Source organism: Opitutus terrae PB90-1 (assembly GCF_000019965.1).
Lineage (GTDB): Bacteria > Verrucomicrobiota > Verrucomicrobiia > Opitutales > Opitutaceae > Opitutus > Opitutus terrae.
The window spans coordinates 3,849,308-3,868,468 of record NC_010571.1 but is presented as its reverse complement, the minus strand read 5'-3'; the positions used below and the strand labels follow the sequence as shown (position 1 = coordinate 3,868,468).

Here is a 19,161-nt window from a genome sequence, read left to right as displayed (position 1 = left end):
CACCGCAATCCCGATCGGGCCCGCGCCTCTTTGCGGTGGGGTCGCTTGATTCAAGGCACGTTGCGGCGGCAGCTTCCCCACCTGCCGATGCGGAACTCAGGCCGGCAGGCAGGGAGGCCTGCCGCTACTCCGTGAGCGGGGTCAGGACAACGCTTCCACCGCACGCGTTACCCGATCGCCGATCAAATCCTACGCATCTCCTCGCCAGATGAAACCCTCCCTCCCCGCGGGTTTGTGCGGTCCGGGCTGTTTCCAAGCTTTTCATGGCCGGCTCCCCGTCTTCTGCTAGCGGCTCCCGACGATGCTCACCGGTCAAATCCGCTCCCAAATCGACGCACTCTGGAACGCCTTCTGGACGGGCGGCATTTCCAACCCGCTCGAGGTGATCGAACAGATCACTTACCTGCTTTTCCTGAAGCGGCTCGATGACCTGCAGAAGAACGAGGAAAACAAGGCCGCCCGGCTGAAGCTGAAAAAACTCGAGCGCCGGATCTTCCCCGCCGCCAAGGATGCGAAGGGGCGCCCCTACGAGGACTGCCGCTGGTCGCGCTTCCAGCATCTCGAGGCCAAGGAGATGTTCACCGTCGTCAGCGAGCACGTCTTCCCTTTCCTGCGCACGCTCGGCGGCGATGACTCCACCTACGCGCACCACATGAAGGATGCGCGGTTCACGATCCCCACGCCGGCGCTGCTGGCCAAGGTCGTCGACCTTATCGACCAGATCCCGATGGAGGATCGCGACACCAAGGGTGACCTCTACGAATACATGCTGGGGAAGATCGCCTCCGCCGGCCAGAACGGCCAGTTCCGCACGCCGCGACACATCATCCAGCTCATGGTCGAGCTCACCGCGCCGACGGCGAAGGACGTCATCTGCGATCCGGCGTGCGGCACTGCCGGCTTCCTCGTGGCGGCCGGCGAATACCTGCGCACGCGGCATCCGGAAATCCTCCGCGACACGAAGCTCCGGCAGCATTTCCATCACCACCTCTTCCACGGGTTCGATTTCGACAACACGATGCTGCGGATCGGCAGCATGAACATGCTGCTGCACGGCGTGGAGAATCCCGACATCCGCTACCGCGACTCGCTCGCGCAGGATCACGCCGGCGAAGAGGAGAAGTTCACGCTGCTGCTCGCCAACCCGCCGTTCGCCGGGTCGCTCGACTACGAGAATTGCGCGAAGGACCTCCAGCAGATCGTGAAGACGAAGAAGACCGAACTGCTCTTCCTCGCGCTTTTTCTGCGGCTGCTCAAGCCCGGCGGGCGCGCCGCCGTGATCGTGCCCGATGGCGTGCTCTTCGGTTCGTCCAACGCGCATCGGACACTGCGCAAGCTCCTCGTCGAGGACCAGAAACTCGACGCGGTGATTTCGCTGCCCGGCGGTGTGTTCAAGCCCTACGCCGGCGTGTCGACCGCGATCCTGCTGTTCACAAAGACGAATTCCGGCGGCACGGACCATGTCTGGTTCTACAAGGTCGAGGCCGACGGGATGTCGCTCGACGACAAGCGCACAGAACTGCTGCCGTCGGAGAAGCTCGGCCCGGTGCCGAAGGTCCCGCTCACCGCCGACGAACACGCGAAGAACAACCTGCCCGACCTGCTCGCGCGGTGGAATTCTCTGCAACGTGGCACGGGCGTCCCGCCCGTGAACTCAGAGCCGATGACCGGGACGTCCATGGCATCGCCCGAACTAATCGCCGCCGAACCACCCGCGCCGTACGGCGACGTCACCGGCAAGGCTCGGCCTCTCAACTCTCAACCCTCAACTCTCAACTCTCCGGAACTCGCCCGCCCGCGCACCGCCCAGAGCTTCTGCGTGCCGAAGGCCGACATCGCCGCGCAAGGCTACGACCTCTCGCTCAACCGCTATCGGGAAGTCGTCCACGAAGAAGTCGCCCACCGCCCGCCAAAGGAAATCCTGAAAGCGCTCAGAAAACTGGAGACAGAGATCCAGCAGGGCATGAAGGAACTGGAAGGGATGCTGAAGTGAAGGCCGGGAGTCGAGCGACGAACGGCGAATGGCCGAGAGTAGAGCTTGGCGAACTCATGCCCGGTCGCGGGGAGTCCGTCGACCCGGCAAATCATGCTGACGAGCCGTTCGACCTCTACAGCATACCGGCTTTCGATTCTCAGAAGCCCGAAGTTCTGACTGGTGCGCAAATCGGCTCGACGAAGCAAGCAGTTGAAACAGGCGACGTGCTGCTCTCGAAAATCGTGCCGCATATCCGACGGGCTTGGGTTGTGGGCGCAAGTCGCGGTAGGCGCATGATTGCGTCGAGTGAGTGGATTGTGTTCCGCAACGCTCGCATCTTCCCCGGCTACATACGTCATCTGCTGGTTGAAGACCGCTTCCACGCCAAGTTCATGAGCACCGTTTCAGGCGTAGGAGGTTCACTGCTCCGCGCCCGGCCGGCGCACGTTGCAAGAATTCGAGTCCCCCTTCCTCCGCTGGCGGAGCAGCGGCGGATTGCGGAGGTGCTGGACCGGGCAGAGGCGTTGCGGGCGAAGCGCCGCGCCACCCTCGCCCAACTCGACTCCCTCACCCAATGCCTCTTCCTCGACCTCTTCGGCGATCCCGCAACTAACCCGAAAGGCTGGCCCAAGACTGTCCTTGGCGAGATTATCGAGTTCGTTGGTGGCTCTCAACCCCCTCGGGAGACATTCACCTACGAACCGTCGCCAGACACAATCCGGTTGGTCCAAATCCGCGACTTCAAGTCAGACGAGTTCAAGACCTACATCCCTCGCAGACTTGCCCGCCGATTCTTTAATGAGGACGACGTAATGATCGGGCGATACGGTCCGCCAGTGTTCCAAATTCTTCGCGGCCTGTGCGGGTCATACAACGTCGCCCTGATGAAAGCCCTGCCGAAAGATGAAGTCTCAAAGGATTTTGTTTTTCACCTGCTTCAAGAACAACGTCTCCATTCCTACGTCGTAGCGCGATCCGAACGAACTGCAGGTCAGACCGGTGTGAATTTGGAACTACTCGAGAAGTATCCGGCTTTTCGGCCACCTGCGTCCCTTCAGCGCGAATTCGCCCGGCGCGTCGCGGCGGTCGAAAAGCTGAAGACGACGCAGCGCGCGTCGCTGGCGGAGCTGGACGCGCTCTTCGCTTCGCTCCAGCACCGCGCCTTCCGCGGCGACCTATGAAGAGAGTCGCCCATTTCTTCGACGTTCGAGAATGTCCGGACCTGACGGCGCTGTGCGGGAGCTTCAGCACAAAACAGCTCCAGTCGCCCACTCGCTCCACCGTGCCGCTGATCGATCTGGTTTACGGTGGCGGGTCGGCCTGGGAGCGTTTTCTACGTCGGCTGGGCGCGCCCGCGGATTGCGCCGTTGCCTTCGAACTGGGCGTGCCCTCGCCCAAGCCGAAGGGCAACCCGTCACAAACGGATGCGGTGTTCGCCTCCTCTGCCAACGTGTGGGCGGTGGAGGCGAAGTGGACCGAGCCGGTCGACCGGCAGACAGTCGCACAGCGCATCAGCAAGCCGGAGAGTGACGGCGGCGATCCGCGATTGACGGTGGCAGGCTGGTTGGCGCACTTGCAGCCACACTGCCGGAGGTCCCTTTGCGTCGACGACTTTTCCGACATCATTTATCAGATGGTGCATCGCGCCGCCTCGGCGGCTTATCTGGGCCACCAACGGAAGCTCAACCCGGAGTTGGTTTACCTGCACTTTGCGCCGTCACCGGACCGAGCTTCCGCCTCGACCGAGCACTACCTTCGCGAACTCGAGCGTTTTCATGAACGCTTGGGAAAGCCCTCCACGCTGCCCTTCCGGGTGGTGGAAATGCCGCTCTCGTTCAACGATGCATTCAAGGCCATCCGCGGATTGGACAAGCGTTCACCCGCTACTGCGGCGCACGTGAAGCGGGCTCTCTGCGCCGGAGCGTTATTTACATTTGGCGAGCCGGTGATGGTCTCGATAGGAAGCGTCTCGTCTGGATGCGGTCCTGATCTCGTCCCGGCACCATGAATGGCGCCCGCGATCTGTCGCGCATTCTCAATTTTCCAGCCCAGCCCCATGCAGCAGCAGAACATCCCCATCCACGAGGGCGACAACGGCAGCGACGCGCTGGCCGAGAGCATGAATCAGTTCATCAAAGCCAAAGCCGGGCTGGCAGCGTCGCTGAAGACGCCGCTACGCGCGTCGCTGGCGGAGCTGGACGCGCTCTTCGCCTTGCTCCAGCGCCGCGCCTTCTGCGGCGAACTCTGAGCCCAACCGTCCTGGACCATGCACCTGACGCTCCCGGAAATCGTCAATGCCGATGGTCTCCTGCCCTTCTTAACTCTCATCGGCGCCGAGGCTGACGACCGCGAAGTTGTGATCGACTTCAGCGCGCTACGCAGAGTCTCGCCGGCGGCGCTGGCCGCCCTGAGCAGCCGCGTGGCGGCCTGGCGGCTGAGGGGAATTGTCATCCAGGCTGTAGGGCTCGAGCGTTGCTCCATCCTCGGGTATCTGCAGCGCATGGATGTGCTCGCAGTCTGCGGTTTCAACCTGCCGGAGATGTTCAGCCGCCACGATGCGCGCGGTCGTTTCGTTCCCGTGCGCGTCATCGATCATCGCGTCCAGGAAATGGGCAGCGAGATGGCCCTCTGTGTCGCTCCGGGCGGCGACGACTGGGAGCATCCGCTCGCCGGACTCTACGATCTCGTCTGGTATGTGTTGACCGAGATGGGCAACAACGTGCGCCAGCACAGCGGCGGTGCCGGCTTCGCCTGTGCCCAAGTCGGTGCCGCCGAGGGGCTCGTGCGCCTCGCCATCGCGGACAACGGTCGCGGCATCCGCCAAAGCTTCCGCGATGCCGGTTTGCCGTGGGCTGCCGCGCTGGATGACACCGGCGCCATCCTCAAGGCCCTCGAACCCCGGATCTCTTCCAAAGGCAGTCCGACCAATGAAGGCGTGGGCCTCACGCTCACCGCGAAGATGGCGGAACTGGCCTCAGCTTGGCTCCTGGTCGCCAGCGGTCGGGGCGTGGTGCGTTGGAATCCTGATTCTGCTCGACCTCAGGCCGGCACGCTGCGCGACGGAGGCAGCTACCCCGGCACCTTGATTGCCGTCACGTTCCGACAGGACCGCGTGCGCGATTTCGCGCAACTCCTGGATCAGGCCAAACGAGCATCTGGGCTCTTGCGTCCCGGCCAAGGTCGGGCGAAGTTCGACACGTGAACGTGGAACTGCGGCTCGCCCAAGAATTCGGCGCCCATCTGGCCGATGGGGAAGCCGCCGCGCGTTTCCGGCTCACGCGAATCGAACCCTACGTGGCCATCTCCCCGCGCATCACCCTGGACTTCACGGGCGTGCGGAGTGCCAACAGCTCGTTCATGAACGCCTTGGTGGCCGGGTTGGTGGAGCAGCATGGCGAGGCCGCCCTGGCTCGCTTCGTTTTCAAAGGCTGCAATCCGATGGTCCGGGTCTTGGTCGAGGCGGCCATCGATCTCGGCCTGCAAAAGATTGAGGGCCGGATCGACGCTTGAACGGCACCGCCCGCGACCGCTGCTCAAGGATCGTGGTTCTGGCACTGGGTGAGATGAACAAGATCGCCAACGTGGCGTTCGTCGGCACCTCAAAGCTGTAGGCTTGCGGGAGGCACGGCGGGGGCGCAGCTTACAGGCGGTTTCCTCCCGCCATGTCGCGCGTCCCGCCTCCCCGCCCGAAAGCACGCCGGTTGCTCGACGTCATCGTCGACACCATCGCGCGCGCGGCCAAAGCATTACGGAGCCGCCCACGGACATGGATGGACGGCCATGAGCCTTCGGCGCTGGCGCAGCGCTGGGCGGGAAAATTCACGCTGCCGGAGGACGATCCCTCCGATCCGCGGCTCGTCTATCTCCTGGAGCGGTATCGCCGTCTCCGCGAATGAAGGTGCTGGTCGACACCAACGTTTTGATGGAGGTGGCACCGCAGGTGTTCCTCGCCCGCGCGCCAGCATGAGCGCCGGTTCGCAGTTTTCGTTTCTCCAGTCCGAGTGGCCAGAGGTTTTCGAGGCGGCGGCAAAGGCGGAAGCGCTGGCACTGGTCGATCCGCGGACCGCGTGCTTCTACGCCCGGCGGGCGCTGGAGATCGGGGTCACGTGGCTCTACACGAACGACGACGCGCTGAAACTGCCGTATCAACAGAACCTGAGCGCGCTGATTCACGAGCCCACGTTCAAGACCGCAGCCGGCCCGGCGGTCTTCAACAAGGCGGTGCTGATCACGCGCTACGGGAACCAGGCGGTGCACAGCCACCGCGCGGTGAAGGCGTTCGACGCGCTGACCACGGTGCGCGAGCTGTTCCACATCTGTTTCTGGCTGACCCGAACCTACGCCCGCGGCGCCCGGCCCGCGGACGACCTCGCGTTTGAACCGGACACCTTGCCGAAGTCGGCGCCGGTGCCGACGCAGACGCAGGAACAGTTGCAGAAACTCGCGGCGCAACTCGCCGAGAAGGACAAACGGCTCGCAGCGCTGTTTGCGGACAAGGAAACGCTGAGCAAAGAGCTGGCACAGGCGCGGCAGGAGATCGCCGCCATCAAAAAGCGCAACGCCGCGACGCCGGATCAGCACGACTACTCCGAGGCACAAACCCGCGATGCGTTCATCGACCTGCTGCTCAAGGAAGCCGGTTGGCCGCTGAATCAGCCCCGCGACCGGGAGGTCGAGGTCAGCGGGATGCCGAATCAGCAGAAGAAGGGCTATGTCGACTACGTGCTGTGGGGCGACGACGGCCGACCGCTCGCGGTCGTGGAGGCGAAGCGCACGCGAAAAAGTGCCGCGATCGGCCAACAGCAGGCGAAGCTTTACGCCGACTGTCTGGAGCAGCAGTTCGGACGGCGGCCGGTCATCTTCTGCTCGAACGGCTATGAGCACTGGCTGTGGGATGACGCGCTGTATCCGCCGCGGCCGGTCCAGGGTTTTCGCAAGAAGGACGAACTGGAGCTGATGATCCTGCGGCGGCAAACGCGCACCTCCTTGGCTGGAGCCGCGATCAATCCGGCGATTGTCGAACGCTACTATCAGACCCGCGCGATCCGCCGAATCGGCGAGGCATTCGAGGCCGACTGCGAACGAAAGGCGCTCGTCGTCATGGCCACCGGCGCCGGAAAGACGCGGACGGTGATCGCGCTGTGCGACCTGTTGATGCGATGCAACTGGGTGAAACGGGTGTTGTTTCTCGCCGACCGCACCGCGCTCGTGAACCAGGCGGTGAACGCGTTCAAGCGTTTCCTGCCGGAAGCGTCACCAGTGAATCTGGTGACGGAACCGGAGGCGGCGGGCCGCGTGTTTGTCTCCACCTACCCGACGATGATGGGGCTGATCGATGAGACGAAGGACGGCCAGCGGCGCTTCGGCACCGGGCATTTCGATCTGGTCATCATCGACGAGGCCCATCGGTCGGTTTACCAAAAATACGGTGCGATCTTCCGCTATTTCGACTCGCTGCTCGTCGGCCTGACGGCCACACCGCGGGAGGAAATCGATCGCGACACCTACGGGCTGTTCGACCTGGAGAAAGGCGTGCCAACGGATGCCTACGACCTGAAGAACGCGGTGGCGGACAAGTTCCTCGTGCCGGCCAAAGCCGTGTCGGTCCCGCTGAAGTTCCAGCGCGATGGGATCAAATATGAGGACCTGTCCGAGGAGGAGAAGGAACAGTGGGACGGGGTCGAGTGGGACGAGGAAGGCACCACTCCGCAGAGGGTCGAACCGGAGGCGGTCAACAAATGGCTCTTCAACAAGGACACGGTCGACAAGGTGCTGGAGCACCTGATGACGCATGGTCAAACCGTCGCCGGCGGTGACCGGTTGGGAAAGACGATCGTGTTCGCCAAGAACAAGGATCATGCCGAGTTCATCGCTCAGCGCTTTGACGTGAACTACCCGCACCTCAAGGGCGCGTTTGCCCGGGTGATTCACTGCGGGCTGCCCTATGCGCAATCGCTGATCGATGACTTCTCCAATCCCGCGAAGATGCCGCACATCGCGATCTCGGTCGACATGCTGGACACCGGCATCGATGTGCCGGAGGTCGTCAATCTCGTCTTCTTCAAACTGGTCCGATCGAAAACGAAGTTCTGGCAGATGATCGGTCGCGGCACCCGGCTGTGTCCGGATCTATTCGGTCCGGGCAAACACAAGGCCTTCTTCTACATCTTCGATTATTGTCAGAACCTCGAGTTCTTCAGCCAGCACCCCGAGACGACCGCCGGTGCTTTGGGCGCGTCGCTAAGCAAGCGCATCTTCACGGCGCGGCTGGAAGTCATCGGCGAACTCGACCGAGCCTTCGCCGGAATGTCGCACGAGCCCGCGGAAGGCGAAGCCGAACTCGGCCACGAGCTGCGCGCGGTTCTGCAGACCGAAGTGGCGGCGATGAACGTCGACAATTTCGTCGTCCGTCCGCAGCGACGGCTCGTCGAGCGGTTCGCCAAGCCCGAGGCCTGGGTCGCAATGGATTCCGCGGCTCGAGGCGAACTGGCCTATCATGTGGCCGGTTTGCCGACGGAGCTGGACCCGGAGGAGGAGGAAGCAAAACGGTTCGATCTGCTGATCCTGAACCTTCAGCTCGCCGTGTTGCGGAACGCGCGGGAGTTCGAACGTCTCAAAAATCAGGTGATCGCGATCGCCGGCCTGCTGGAGGAGAAGGCGGCCATCCCGATGATCCAGGCGCAACTAGCCCGTATTCTGGAAGTGCAGACGGAGGGATGGTGGACCGACGTGACGCTCCCGATGCTCGAGCAGACGCGCAAACGCCTGCGCTCGCTGGTCAAGCTCATCGACAAACGGCAGCGCAAACCGATCTACACGGACTTCGAGGACTCAATGGCGGCGGCCAAGGAGGTCGTCCTCGCAGATTTCGTCACCGCGGAAAACTTCGAGAAGTTCCGCGAGAAGGTGCGGGCGTTTTTGCGCGCGCATCAGAGCCACCTCACGATCCAGAAGCTGCGGATGAATGAACCACTGACCGCCGTAGATCTCGCGGAGCTGGAGCGGGTGCTGGCCGAAAGCGGCGTCGCCACTCCCGAACAGTGGGAAACGGCCAAGGCAGCCAGCGACGGTCTGGGGCTTTTCGTGCGCTCGCTCGTCGGGCTGGATCGCGAAGCCGCGAAGCAGGCGTTGAACGCCTTCACGGCCGGGAAGATCCTCACGGCCAACCAACTCGAGTTCGTGAACATGGTGGTGGATCAGTTGACCGAACGAGGCGTGGTCGAGCCGAAATTGCTCTATGAATCTCCATTCACCGACGTAAACGCGCAGGGACCGGACGGGGTATTCGATTCGAGTCAGGTGGACGAGTTGCTCGCGCTGCTCGAGCAAGTTCGCGAACGGGCAGTCGTCTGAACTCATAATTCGTGCGCTCACGTGCAGGGCCATTCTGAAGCTGCGCCCCGCACGTATCACTGCTGCCAGCGACAAGACCCAATCTGCCGCCCACCGGTCGATCTGCTTGGTAGGCTTCGAACCCGCGGGGAACGGCGGGTTGCGCTGGCGTTCCTCGCGCCGCCACATCCACTCCAACGCCAGAACCAGCTACGCCGGCGTGCTGCCGTTCAGCAATTGGTCGATCTCGCCCGACACCGCGCGCTTCATCGCCACCGGCACGTCGGCCACGGCCCAGCCATTCCTGGCGACCTGGGAGAGCTCGGCGCGCGTGAAGTCCAGTTCGCTCGCCAGCACGTGATACTCGTCGTTCACCGTGTTCGCGAAGTTGAGCGGGTCGTCCGTGCTGACCGTGCAGCGCACACCGGCCGCCATGAACCGCCGGATCGGATGCTCGCGCAACGAAGGCACCACCTGCAGCCGGAGATTGCTGATCGGACACATGTCAAAGGTGACGCCGCGTTCCGCCGCAAGCCGCACGACCGCGGGATCCTCGATCGCGCGCACGCCGTGCTGAATCCGGTCGACCCCGAGTTGCTCGATCGCCTCGCGCACGCGGTCCGCGCCGCCGAACTCGCCGGCGTGGCATTTCGTGATCTTCCCCGCCGCGCGCAGCCGCGCCCAGATCGCCGCCGTTTCCGGCTCCGTGCGCATGGCTTCGAAGCCGTGCAGGTCGACGCCCGCGAGCCCGTCCCACGTGTGGAGCTGATCGATCGTCGGACGCAAGTCGCCCACGATGTCGCTGCGCAACATGCCCGTGAAGATTCGCACCTCCAACCCCGCCGGCACCGCCGCACGGATCGCCGCGATGATCTCCGGCCCCGGCAGCCGGATGAATTTCGTCACCGCCAGATGGAAACTCGTTTCCACATACCGCACGTTCTGCGCGACGTGCTTGGCGAAGATCGCCTTGGACGCCTCGTAGTAACGCTCGGCATTCGTGAACCACGGCAGCGCATGCGAGAGCAGGATACTATCGAAATCGGGGAACGTGGCGTAACGATAATCGGGCTGCCGGAACGCCGGGTTGGGCGGATACTCTTCGGGCTTCCACGCCTGCAGCAGTTCGTACGGCAACGCACCTTCGACGTGAAGGTGCGTCTCGGTTTTCGGCAAAGCCTGGATGAAGTCGGACAATTTCATGGCAAGAATACTTCCCGCGAATCACGCGAAGGGACGCGAATCACCGAAGCGACCTCCGCGGTTTGCGGCTACGCCACGAGGTTCCCCCGTGGAAGAGACGACCCAGACGCAGAACACATTCGCGTCCATTCGCGGGCTTCGCGGGAGGTTCGTCTATTTCTTTGTGCTCAGCAGATACTCTGGGTTGAGCTTGTGCAGCGCTTTCGGGACGAAAAGCCCGTCCTTCCGCACCAGTTTGCCGTCGAAGCGAATCTCGCCGCCACCGTAGTCAGGCCGCTGGATGCAGACCATGTCCCAGTGCACCTGCGATTTGTTGCCGTTGCCGAAACCTTCGTACGCCTGCCCCGGCGTGAAGTGGAACGAGCCCGCGATCTTCTCGTCGAACAGAATGTCGCGCATCGGCTGCAGGATGTGCGGATTGAACCCGAGCGCGAACTCGCCGATGTAGCGCGCACCGCTGTCGCTATCCAAAATCTCGTTCAGCCGCTTCGTGTTCGATGACGTCGCCTCGACGATCTTGCCGCGCTTGAACACCAGCCGAATGTTGTCGAACGAGGTGCCAAGATAGACGGACGGCGCGTTGTACTGCAGGACGCCGTCGACCGATTCGCGCACCGGACACGAGAAGACCTCGCCGTCCGGAATGTTACGCAGCCCGCCGCACGGGCACGCCTTGATGCCTTTGATCGAGAACGTCAGATCCGTGCCCGGCCCCTTGATCTCGACGCGGTCCGTTTTTTCCATCAACGCCTTCAGCGCGTTCATGCCCGGCGTCATGCGGCTGTAATCGAGCGTGCAGACGCGGAAGTAGAAATCCTCGAACGCCTCGGTGCTCAGGCCCGCCTGCTGCGCCATCGCCGATGACGGCCAGCGGAGCACGACCCACTTCGTCTTGCCCACGCGGTGATCCAGCACGGGCTTCATCAGCCGGCTGACCAACTGCACGCGATCGGCCGGAACGTCGCTGGCCTCGAAAATGTTGTCGGATCCGCGCAGCGCGATGTAGGCGTCCATCTTCTGCATCCGCGCGAGTTCTACCTCGGCATGCGGGGCGAACTGCGCTTCCTCGGCGTGCAGGTTGAGCTCGCGGGTGACGCGCGCATGATGCACCTGCACGAGCGGATGCGCGCCGCGGGCGCGCGCCGCGCGGATCAACGCGACGACCATCGCATCCGGAACGTCGAAGGCATCAATCAACACCCGCTCGCCTTTCTTCAGCGAGGTCGAGAAGCCGGTGAGCCCGGCGGCCAGTTGCGTGAAACGGGGATCAATCAACATGATCTCGCAACTAACGGAGTCCGGCCCCGCGGTCGCAAGGGGAAAGGTGGGAGTGCACGGCCGTTGAGTTCCCCGTTTCGTAGGATCGCACCTTGGTGCGTCCCGGGCGTCGCCTCGACCGGCTCGGGGCCCTGAGCTTGTCGAACGGGCAAGCGATGCCCCCTACACAGCACCGTTGGGTCGGTAGGGACGCCACTCCGTGGCGTCCGCGAATGATTCGTGACTTTCCCGGACGGCTCGGAGAGCCGTCCCTACCCATCGTTCCGGCCTCACACCAGCCGTCTGACCTCCGTCTGCGGAAAACAAATCCGCCCCACTGCTTCGTCGAAATCGGCCGCGCCACGGATGATGTCGATCTCCAGCCGGAGGTAATACAGCGGCAGCGGGCACACGTAGTTTTCCGGAATCCGCACCGCGTCCTTCTCGGTCGTGACCAGACACTCCGCCTTGTTTTCCTTCGCCGCCGCGAAAAGCGCGCCGAAATCCTCGTCGGTATAGCGGTAGTGATCCAGGAACCGCTCGCGGGCGACAATCAGCGCGCCGAGATCGCGCAGGAATTTTTCGAAACTCTCCGGCGTGGCGATGCCGCTGAACGCGAGCACGCGCCGGCCCTTGAGGAACGACAGGGGCTCGCGGCCGCTGCCCGGCTTGGGTGGCACGGGCGTCCCGCCCGTGAATTCGGTGGCCCGGGCATCCTGCCCGTGAACGGGGGCCGCCGCGGCAATTGTCGACGGGACCGCGTTGGGTGCGCCCACGGGATCAGGCCTCGCATCATGGGCGAGACGCCCATGCCACCGCTGCAGGTATTGCGGCCGGTGTGCGCACTCGATGATGTCGACGTCGGGGTTGTGCTGCTTGATCAAGCGCTCGAGCTCCTCATCGCGGTGGCCGTTCGATTTCGTCAGGAAGACATAGCTCGCGCGCCGCAGGTGCTTGATGGGTTCGCGCAGGATGCCGCGCGGCAGCAGGTGGCCGTTGCCAAAGGGATTCGTCTTGTCGACCAGCAGCAGGTTCAGCCGTCCCTTGAGCGGCAGATACTGGAAGCCGTCGTCGAGCACGAGCGTGTCGCAGCCAAACTTCTTGATCGCATACGCGCCCGATTTCACCCGGTTCTTGTCCACCAGCACGATCACGCCGGGCAGGTTGCGCGCGAGCATGTAGGGCTCGTCGCCGGCCTGCTCGGAGTCGAGCAGCACGCGGGTGCCGTCACTGACGATCCGCGGCGGTGGCTCCTCGGCGTGGTTGAGGGCATACCACCATTTTTTCCAGAACGGAGCCGACTTGCTTTTGTAACCGCGGCTCAGGATCGCGACCTTGCGGCCGCGGTCGCGGAGCGCGCGCGCGAATTTTTCGACCACCGGCGTCTTGCCCGTCCCGCCGACGGTGAGATTGCCCACCACCACGACCAGACAGCCCAGCGGCTGGTCATGCAAAATCCGGTGCCGATAAAGCCACAGCCGCAACTGCGCGATGCCGTTGAACAACCAGGACAGCGCCTGCAAAAAAGCGCCGTAGACTGCGGCCCCGGTGTCCGCGCGGCGGCCCAGAATCACGTCGATCGTGTAGAGTTCGAGCGCGTTAAACTTTCGTTTCCACCAGGACACAGGTTTTTGCTTGGCAAAAACCTAAGATTGACGGACCGGGGCACGTAAACTGTTTTCCGAGGGTCTGCATCGATTGCCGGCCCTGCCAAATCCGAACTCCTCCTGCTGCCAAGACCTGTTTCAGGTTTTTGCGCGACGAAAAATCTATGAGCTACAAACTTTTCATCCCCGGCCCCATCGCCGTCTCGGAGAAGACCCTCCGCGCCATGTCGCAGCCCATGATCGGGCATCGCAGCACGGACTTCGTTGCGCTCTATCAGTCCATCCAACCGGAGTTGCAGGCTCTGTTCTACACCAAGGATCCGGTCTACCTCTCGACCAGCAGCGCGTGGGGCGTCATGGAAGGCGCCGTCCGAAACGTCACGCGCAAGAAGGTGCTGAACTGCATGAACGGCGCGTTCTCGGACAAGTGGAACGACGTCGCGCAGCGCTGCGGCTTCGCCGCCGGCGCGCTGAAGTTCGATTGGGGCCAACCGGTCGATCCCGAGGCGGTGCGGCGCGAACTCGCGACCGGCGCCTACGACGCGATCACGCTCATCCACAACGAAACCTCGTGCGGCTGCATGAGCGATCTGCCGGCGCTGATGGCCGTGATCCGCCAGTTCCCGGACGTGATCTCGATCGTCGACACCGTCAGCTCGTTCAGCGGAGTGCCGATTAAAAAGGACGAGCTCGGCATCGACGTGCTCATCACCGGCTCGCAGAAGGCGCTCGCGATGCCGCCGGGGCTGGCGCTGTTCTCGGTCTCGAAACGCGCGCTCGACCGCGCCGCGTCACAGCCCGGCCGCGGCTACTATTTCGATTTCGTCGAGTTCCAGACGAATCACGAAAAAGGCATGACGCCGAGCACGCCCTCGATCGCGCACATCTACGCGCTCAAGTCGAAGCTCGAAGACATCAAGGCCGAGGGGGTCGAGAACCGCTACGCGCGGCACGCCCGGCTAAACAAGATGGTCCGCGACCACATGGCGGCCAAAGGCTTCAAGCTGTTCCCGAAGGAGGGCTACGGCTCGGTCACGCTCAACTGCTTCGCGAACACGCTGAACATCGATCTCGCCGCGTTGAACAAGACGCTGAAATCGAAGCACCACCTCGTGATCGATGGCGGCTACGGCAAGCTGAAGGGAAAGACCTTCCGGATCTCCAACATGGGCGATGAGACCGACGAGACGATCGCCGCGATGCTGAAGTCCTTCGACGCCGCTTTCGCCGAGACGCCGAAGCTCGCGAGCTGATTTGCCGTGCTGTTCTGTAGCCGGGGGCGCCACCCCCGGCCAGTGGGGCTGGCTTCGACGAGCGTTCGCTCAACGCTCAAATACGGCGCGTCGCGCGGAATCGTGTCCAGCGTCCTTCGTCGCCCGGGGCGAGCTGTCCATGCCCCTCTCCTGCTCGTTCAACGGCGGGATGCCTGGCGGTAATCGTGCGGCGCGGCGCGCCGGACGGTTCACTGCGGTCGCGCCGAGGCCGGTCGGTCAGCTCGGCCGGCGTGCGCATCACATCGAGATTTTCCGGCTGCGTCGCAAAATGCCCCGCCGGCTCGAACTCCGCGGGGGCGTCCGTCCCGACCGGTTCGAGCAGCCCCTCGGCTCGCGCCGCCGCGAGCCGCGCCTCTTCCGGCGCGCGCGCGGTGCATTCCAACACGAGTTCGAGGTGACGCGCGCGATGCGCCGCGGTGTGCTCATCGAAGACTCGCTCCCGTGCGCGCCGCGCGATCTGCGCCAGCTCCGCATCCGACCGATCCATCGCGCCGATCGCATCCTCCGTACTGGCAGCGACGAGAATCTCCTCGCCGGGCTCGAAGAACAACCGCAGCCCTTCCCAAGCGTCCGTAAGAATCGGCGCGCCACAAGCCGCCGCCTCGAACAACCGTCCCGAGGGGCAGTAGCCCATCGCGCGCATGGCGCGGCGAGTGACGTTGAGGGTCAGCCGCGACGAGGAGAAAAACACCGGATGCTGGGCCGGCTCGAGGTGGCGGAAGAACGCCATGTTCGCCGTCCACGGGAAATGATCGGGATATTGCGCCCCTCCAATCATGAACCGCCGCTGCGGCAGCCGTCGCGCCGGTTGAACGAAAAGCCGTTCGAGCGTCTCCTGCCGGTCGTCCGCATACGTGCCGAGATACGACAGGTCCGAACGAAACCGTTCATCCACCGGCACGGGCCGGTGCATATCGGGATCCACGCTGCCATAAAGCGTCGCCACCCGTCTCGCCCCGAGCCGCTCCTGCAGCGCGTCCAGCGCCCGCCCGCCGGTGTAGCTGAGCACAAGATCGAAATCCGCCAATCCGCGAGGGCCGATGTAGGCGACCTCGTGGCCGGCCGACATGTATTCCAGCGTGACCGGCGTATCCAAGTCGTAAAACACCCGCTGCGGCACGGAGGATTCGAGCAGCAGCTCCGTGGCCGCGCGAGCGTCGGGGCAATCGGAGGTCACCATCGCCACGTCCGCTTCGCGCAGATGCCGGCGAGCCACGTACCGCACGTGCTCGAGATCGGTGTAGAGCACCAGCTCGCCATCCGTCCATTTCACCAGGTCACGATGCGCGGCGTAGTGAGGCACGTCGCGTTCGAAGAACACCAGCTGGTGGCCGCGTTGCGCCAGCGCCCGGCCCAACCCACGCCATAGCGTCGCGTGTCCGTTGCCCCATGACGAGCTGAGGGTGAGTCCGAAAATGACGATTTTCATGCGCAGCGGAGGAGGCGGAGCGGAGACTCAGCCGGACCGCGCAACCTAGCTGACCGCCGCAGGCTGCGACAGAGGGTCAAATGCCGGAGCGCCCCTCGGGGAATCACCCGGACGAGGCGGGTGGGCCAACGCAGCCGCAACTTCGGCGAACCCTGATTTTCCCGGGCCGCTTTTTCGTCACCAGACGCGCCTCGCTCTCCGCGCCGCGCAAAACAAAACCTTGAAATCGCCGGGCGCGGCGCCTAACGGCTCGCGGCTCATGAAGTCACTTGTCATCGCCGAGAAGCCGTCCGTCGCTGCCGACCTGGCGCGCGCCCTCGGCAAAATTCCCAAGCAGGGCGATCACTACGAGAACGACCAGTACGTCGTCTCGTATGCGGTCGGCCACCTGGTGGAATTGGAAATGCCGGAGGACATCGACAAGAAGAAATACGGCTTCTGGCGGCTCGAGACGCTGCCGATCATCCCCGAGAAATTTGGTCTGAAACCGATCGAGGAATCCAAGGACCGGTTCAACGCGCTGAAAAAGCTGCTCGCGCGAAAGGACATCGAGCTGGTCATCAACGCCTGTGACGCCGGTCGCGAGGGCGAACTGATTTTCGCGTATCTCTATCAGCTCACCAAGTGCAAGCTGCCGGTGAAGCGCGCGTGGATGCAGACGATGACCGCCGAGGGCATCCGCGAGGCGTTCGCGCATCTGCGCGACGGCGAGCAGATGGCCGGGCTCGCCGCCGCGGCGCGCTGCCGCAGTGAGAGCGACTGGCTCATCGGCATCAACGGCACGCGCGCGCTCACCAAGCGCATGTTCGGCTCGCGCGCCGGCAACGTGGCGTCCGTCGGCCGCGTACAAACGCCGACGCTGGCGATCGTCTACTCCCGCGAACTCGAAATCCGCAATTTCAAGCCTCGCGCCTATTGGCAGATCACGGCGACTTTCGAAGTCACCAACGGCCGCTACGAAGGCACCTATCAGCGCCCGGACTTCAAGAAGTCCGACGCCGACGAGCACGATCGCGTCGACCGGATCTGGGAGCAGGCCGTTGCGGAAGCGATCGTCGCCGCCTGCCAGGGCCAGCCGCCCGCCGCCGTGCGGGAGGAGAAGAAGGCCAGCACGCAGATCGCGCCGCGGCTTTACGACCTCACCACGCTGCAGCGCGAGGCGAACAACCGCTTCGGACTCTCTGCGCGCCGCACCCTGCAGATCGCGCAAGCGCTCTACGAGCGGCACAAGATGATCACGTATCCGCGCACTGACTCGCGCGCGCTGCCGGAGGATTACATTCCCACCGTGCGGGAAACGTTGAAGAACCTGCACGGCCCGCTCGCGCCCCACGCACAGCAGGTGCTCGATCAGGGCTGGGTCCGGCCCAACCGCCGCATCTTCAACAACGCGCAGATCTCTGACCACTTCGCGATCATTCCCACCGCCCACGAGGCCAAGCACCTCGACGAGATGGAAGCGAAGGTGTTCGACATGATCGCGCGGCGTTTCGTCGCGGCGTTCTTCCCCCCGGCGGAGTTCGATATCACCACGCGCATCAGCACCGTCGCAGGTCGGCACGAATTCAAGACCGAGGGCAAGGTGCTGACCGTCCCCGGCTGGCTCGCGGTCTATGGCCGCACGACGGTCGAGGACGATGCCCCCGGCTCGAAATCGCTGCCTGCGCTCAGCGACGCCGATCGCGCAACGGTCGCACGCGGCGACGACGCTCCCGCGCAGGCGAAGACGCTCGATCCCGTGCTGCACGCGGAAACCACCAAGCCGCCGCCGCGCTACACGGAGGCCACCCTGCTCTCCGCGATGGAAGGCGCCGGCAAGCTCGTCGACGACGAGGATCTCGCCGAAGCAATGAAGGAACGCGGGCTCGGCACGCCCGCCACGCGCGCCGACACGATCGACGGGCTGATCAATCAGAAATACATGGAGCGCGGCCAGCGCGAGTTGATCCCGACCGCGAAAGCGGAGCAACTGCTGCAGTTCCTCAGTGCGGTGCACACGGACGCGCTAACCAGCCCTGCGATGACCGGCGAGTGGGAGTTCAAGCTGCGCCAGATCGAGCACGGCAAATTCTCCCGCGAAGAGTTCATGCAGGAAGTGGTCGAGCAGACCAAAGGCATCGTCGACCGCGTGAAGAACTTCGAGGAGGACGACTCCGCGGCCCGCGAAACCGACATCCCCTCGCCCACCGACAATAAACCCCTGCGCGAAACGCTGCGCGGCTACAAATCGCACGACGGCGAGTTCATGGTCTACAAGGTCATCGGTGGCCGCAAAATGGAGGAGCCCGAGATCCGCGAGCTGGTTACCACCGGCAAGATCGGGCCGCTCGATGGCTTCCTTTCCGCCAAGACGCACAAGCGTTTCTCCGCCGTGTTGCGGCTGGTGAAGGACGAGGAGAAGGGCAAGTGGAAGACCGAGTATGATTTTGGCGACAAGGTCGACCTCGGCACCGTCGAGCCGTTCTGGACCGACCCGAAGACCGGCGTCCAGCTTTGCGAGGTCGGCTCCAGCTACGTGCTGCGCGAGCGCGACGGCGAAGGCTGGAAGCAGGCGTTCCGCGTCGGCCGGCTCATGTGCCAGAAGCCGATCACGCGGGAGCACGCCATCCAGCTCGTCGAACAGGGCAAGACCGAGCTGATCACCGCGTTTATCTCGAAAAAGGGCCGGCCCTTCGACGCGTATCTCAAGCGCGATGGCGCCAAGATTACGTGGGAATTTCCGCCGCGTGCGCCGAAGCTCGACAAGGACGGCAAGCCAATCGTCCGCAAGGCCAAGGCGCCGCCGGACCTGTCCAAGGCCAAGGTGCTCGGTCAGACGAAGGCGCTCAATGGTGAGATTCTCGAAGCCGGCGACTCCTATTACGTGCGCCGGCCGGATCAGGACAACCGGATCGTCTTCACGATGAAACGGCACGTCTGCCAGAAGGAGATTCCGCCCGGCGAGCTGCACAATCTGCTCGAGAACGGCCGCACGAATCTGATCGAGAACTTCGTCTCGAAGCGAAACACGCACTTCAACGCTTACCTCGTGCTTTCGAAAAATCGCACGAAGGCCGAGTTCGAGTTTCCGCCGCGGTGAGGTTC

The 19,161-nt window shown here is 63.8% G+C and carries 14 protein-coding genes; 10 read left to right on the top strand and 4 right to left on the bottom strand.

Features of this window, described 5'->3' with window-relative positions; genetic code table 11:
- Nucleotides 1-301 precede the first annotated feature (301 nt).
- The 8 genes from OTER_RS15245 (at nt 302) to OTER_RS15215 (ending at nt 9,328) form a co-directional block, all read left to right on the top strand.
- Nucleotides 302-1,993, top strand: a complete 1,692-nt coding sequence (locus tag OTER_RS15245; protein ID WP_012375821.1) for a type I restriction-modification system subunit M — start codon at nt 302-304, stop codon at nt 1,991-1,993.
- A complete protein-coding gene (locus tag OTER_RS15240; protein WP_012375820.1) occupies nt 1,990-3,156 on the top strand; it encodes a restriction endonuclease subunit S domain-containing protein in 1,167 nt (388 codons plus the stop codon). The genes OTER_RS15245 and OTER_RS15240 overlap by 4 nt, the downstream gene beginning before the upstream one ends.
- Nucleotides 3,153-3,983, top strand: coding sequence for a hypothetical protein (locus OTER_RS15235; RefSeq protein ID WP_012375819.1), 831 nt, complete (start codon nt 3,153-3,155; stop codon nt 3,981-3,983). The genes OTER_RS15240 and OTER_RS15235 overlap by 4 nt, the downstream gene beginning before the upstream one ends.
- A complete protein-coding gene (locus OTER_RS15230; RefSeq protein WP_012375818.1) occupies nt 3,984-4,223 on the top strand; it encodes a hypothetical protein in 240 nt (79 codons plus the stop codon). It begins immediately after the preceding gene.
- Nucleotides 4,224-4,241: 18 nt separating this feature from the next.
- Nucleotides 4,242-5,177, top strand: a complete 936-nt coding sequence (locus OTER_RS15225; protein ID WP_012375817.1) for an STAS domain-containing protein — start codon at nt 4,242-4,244, stop codon at nt 5,175-5,177.
- A 2-nt stretch (nt 5,178-5,179) separates the two neighbouring features.
- On the top strand, nt 5,180-5,485 hold the full coding sequence (locus tag OTER_RS15220; protein WP_158305449.1) for an STAS-like domain-containing protein: 306 nt from the start codon (nt 5,180-5,182) through the stop codon (nt 5,483-5,485).
- Between the two features lie 152 nt (nt 5,486-5,637).
- Nucleotides 5,638-5,871, top strand: coding sequence for a hypothetical protein (locus OTER_RS25870; protein ID WP_012375815.1), 234 nt, complete (start codon nt 5,638-5,640; stop codon nt 5,869-5,871).
- Between the two features lie 67 nt (nt 5,872-5,938).
- Complete coding sequence (locus OTER_RS15215; RefSeq protein WP_012375814.1) at nt 5,939-9,328, top strand: DEAD/DEAH box helicase family protein; 3,390 nt, start codon at nt 5,939-5,941, stop codon at nt 9,326-9,328.
- Between the two features lie 189 nt (nt 9,329-9,517).
- Here the strand turns inward: OTER_RS15215 and OTER_RS15210 are convergent, their stop codons facing one another.
- The 3 genes from OTER_RS15210 to lpxK form a co-directional block, all read right to left on the bottom strand.
- The gene (locus OTER_RS15210) at nt 9,518-10,510 is read right to left on the bottom strand and encodes an adenosine deaminase family protein (RefSeq protein WP_012375813.1); all 993 of its coding nucleotides are present in this window, start codon (nt 10,508-10,510) and stop codon (nt 9,518-9,520) included.
- A 153-nt stretch (nt 10,511-10,663) separates the two neighbouring features.
- Complete coding sequence (locus OTER_RS15205; RefSeq protein WP_012375812.1) at nt 10,664-11,788, bottom strand: aminopeptidase; 1,125 nt, start codon at nt 11,786-11,788, stop codon at nt 10,664-10,666.
- 269 nt (nt 11,789-12,057) lie between these two features.
- Nucleotides 12,058-13,392, bottom strand: coding sequence for a tetraacyldisaccharide 4'-kinase (gene lpxK / locus OTER_RS15200; RefSeq protein WP_012375811.1), 1,335 nt, complete (start codon nt 13,390-13,392; stop codon nt 12,058-12,060).
- Between the two features lie 146 nt (nt 13,393-13,538).
- Between lpxK and OTER_RS15195 the strand changes: the two genes are divergently transcribed.
- Entirely contained in the window at nt 13,539-14,627 is a 1,089-nt protein-coding gene (locus OTER_RS15195) for a pyridoxal-phosphate-dependent aminotransferase family protein (RefSeq protein ID WP_012375810.1), read from the top strand.
- A gap of 76 nt (nt 14,628-14,703) precedes the next feature.
- On the opposite strand, the gene OTER_RS15190 is transcribed toward OTER_RS15195, so the two are convergent.
- A complete protein-coding gene (locus OTER_RS15190; protein WP_012375809.1) occupies nt 14,704-16,077 on the bottom strand; it encodes a CgeB family protein in 1,374 nt (457 codons plus the stop codon).
- A 259-nt stretch (nt 16,078-16,336) separates the two neighbouring features.
- On the opposite strand from OTER_RS15190, the gene OTER_RS15185 reads away from it, so the two are divergent.
- The gene (locus tag OTER_RS15185) at nt 16,337-19,156 is read left to right on the top strand and encodes a DNA topoisomerase III (RefSeq protein WP_012375808.1); all 2,820 of its coding nucleotides are present in this window, start codon (nt 16,337-16,339) and stop codon (nt 19,154-19,156) included.
- Nucleotides 19,157-19,161: the final 5 nt, after the last annotated feature.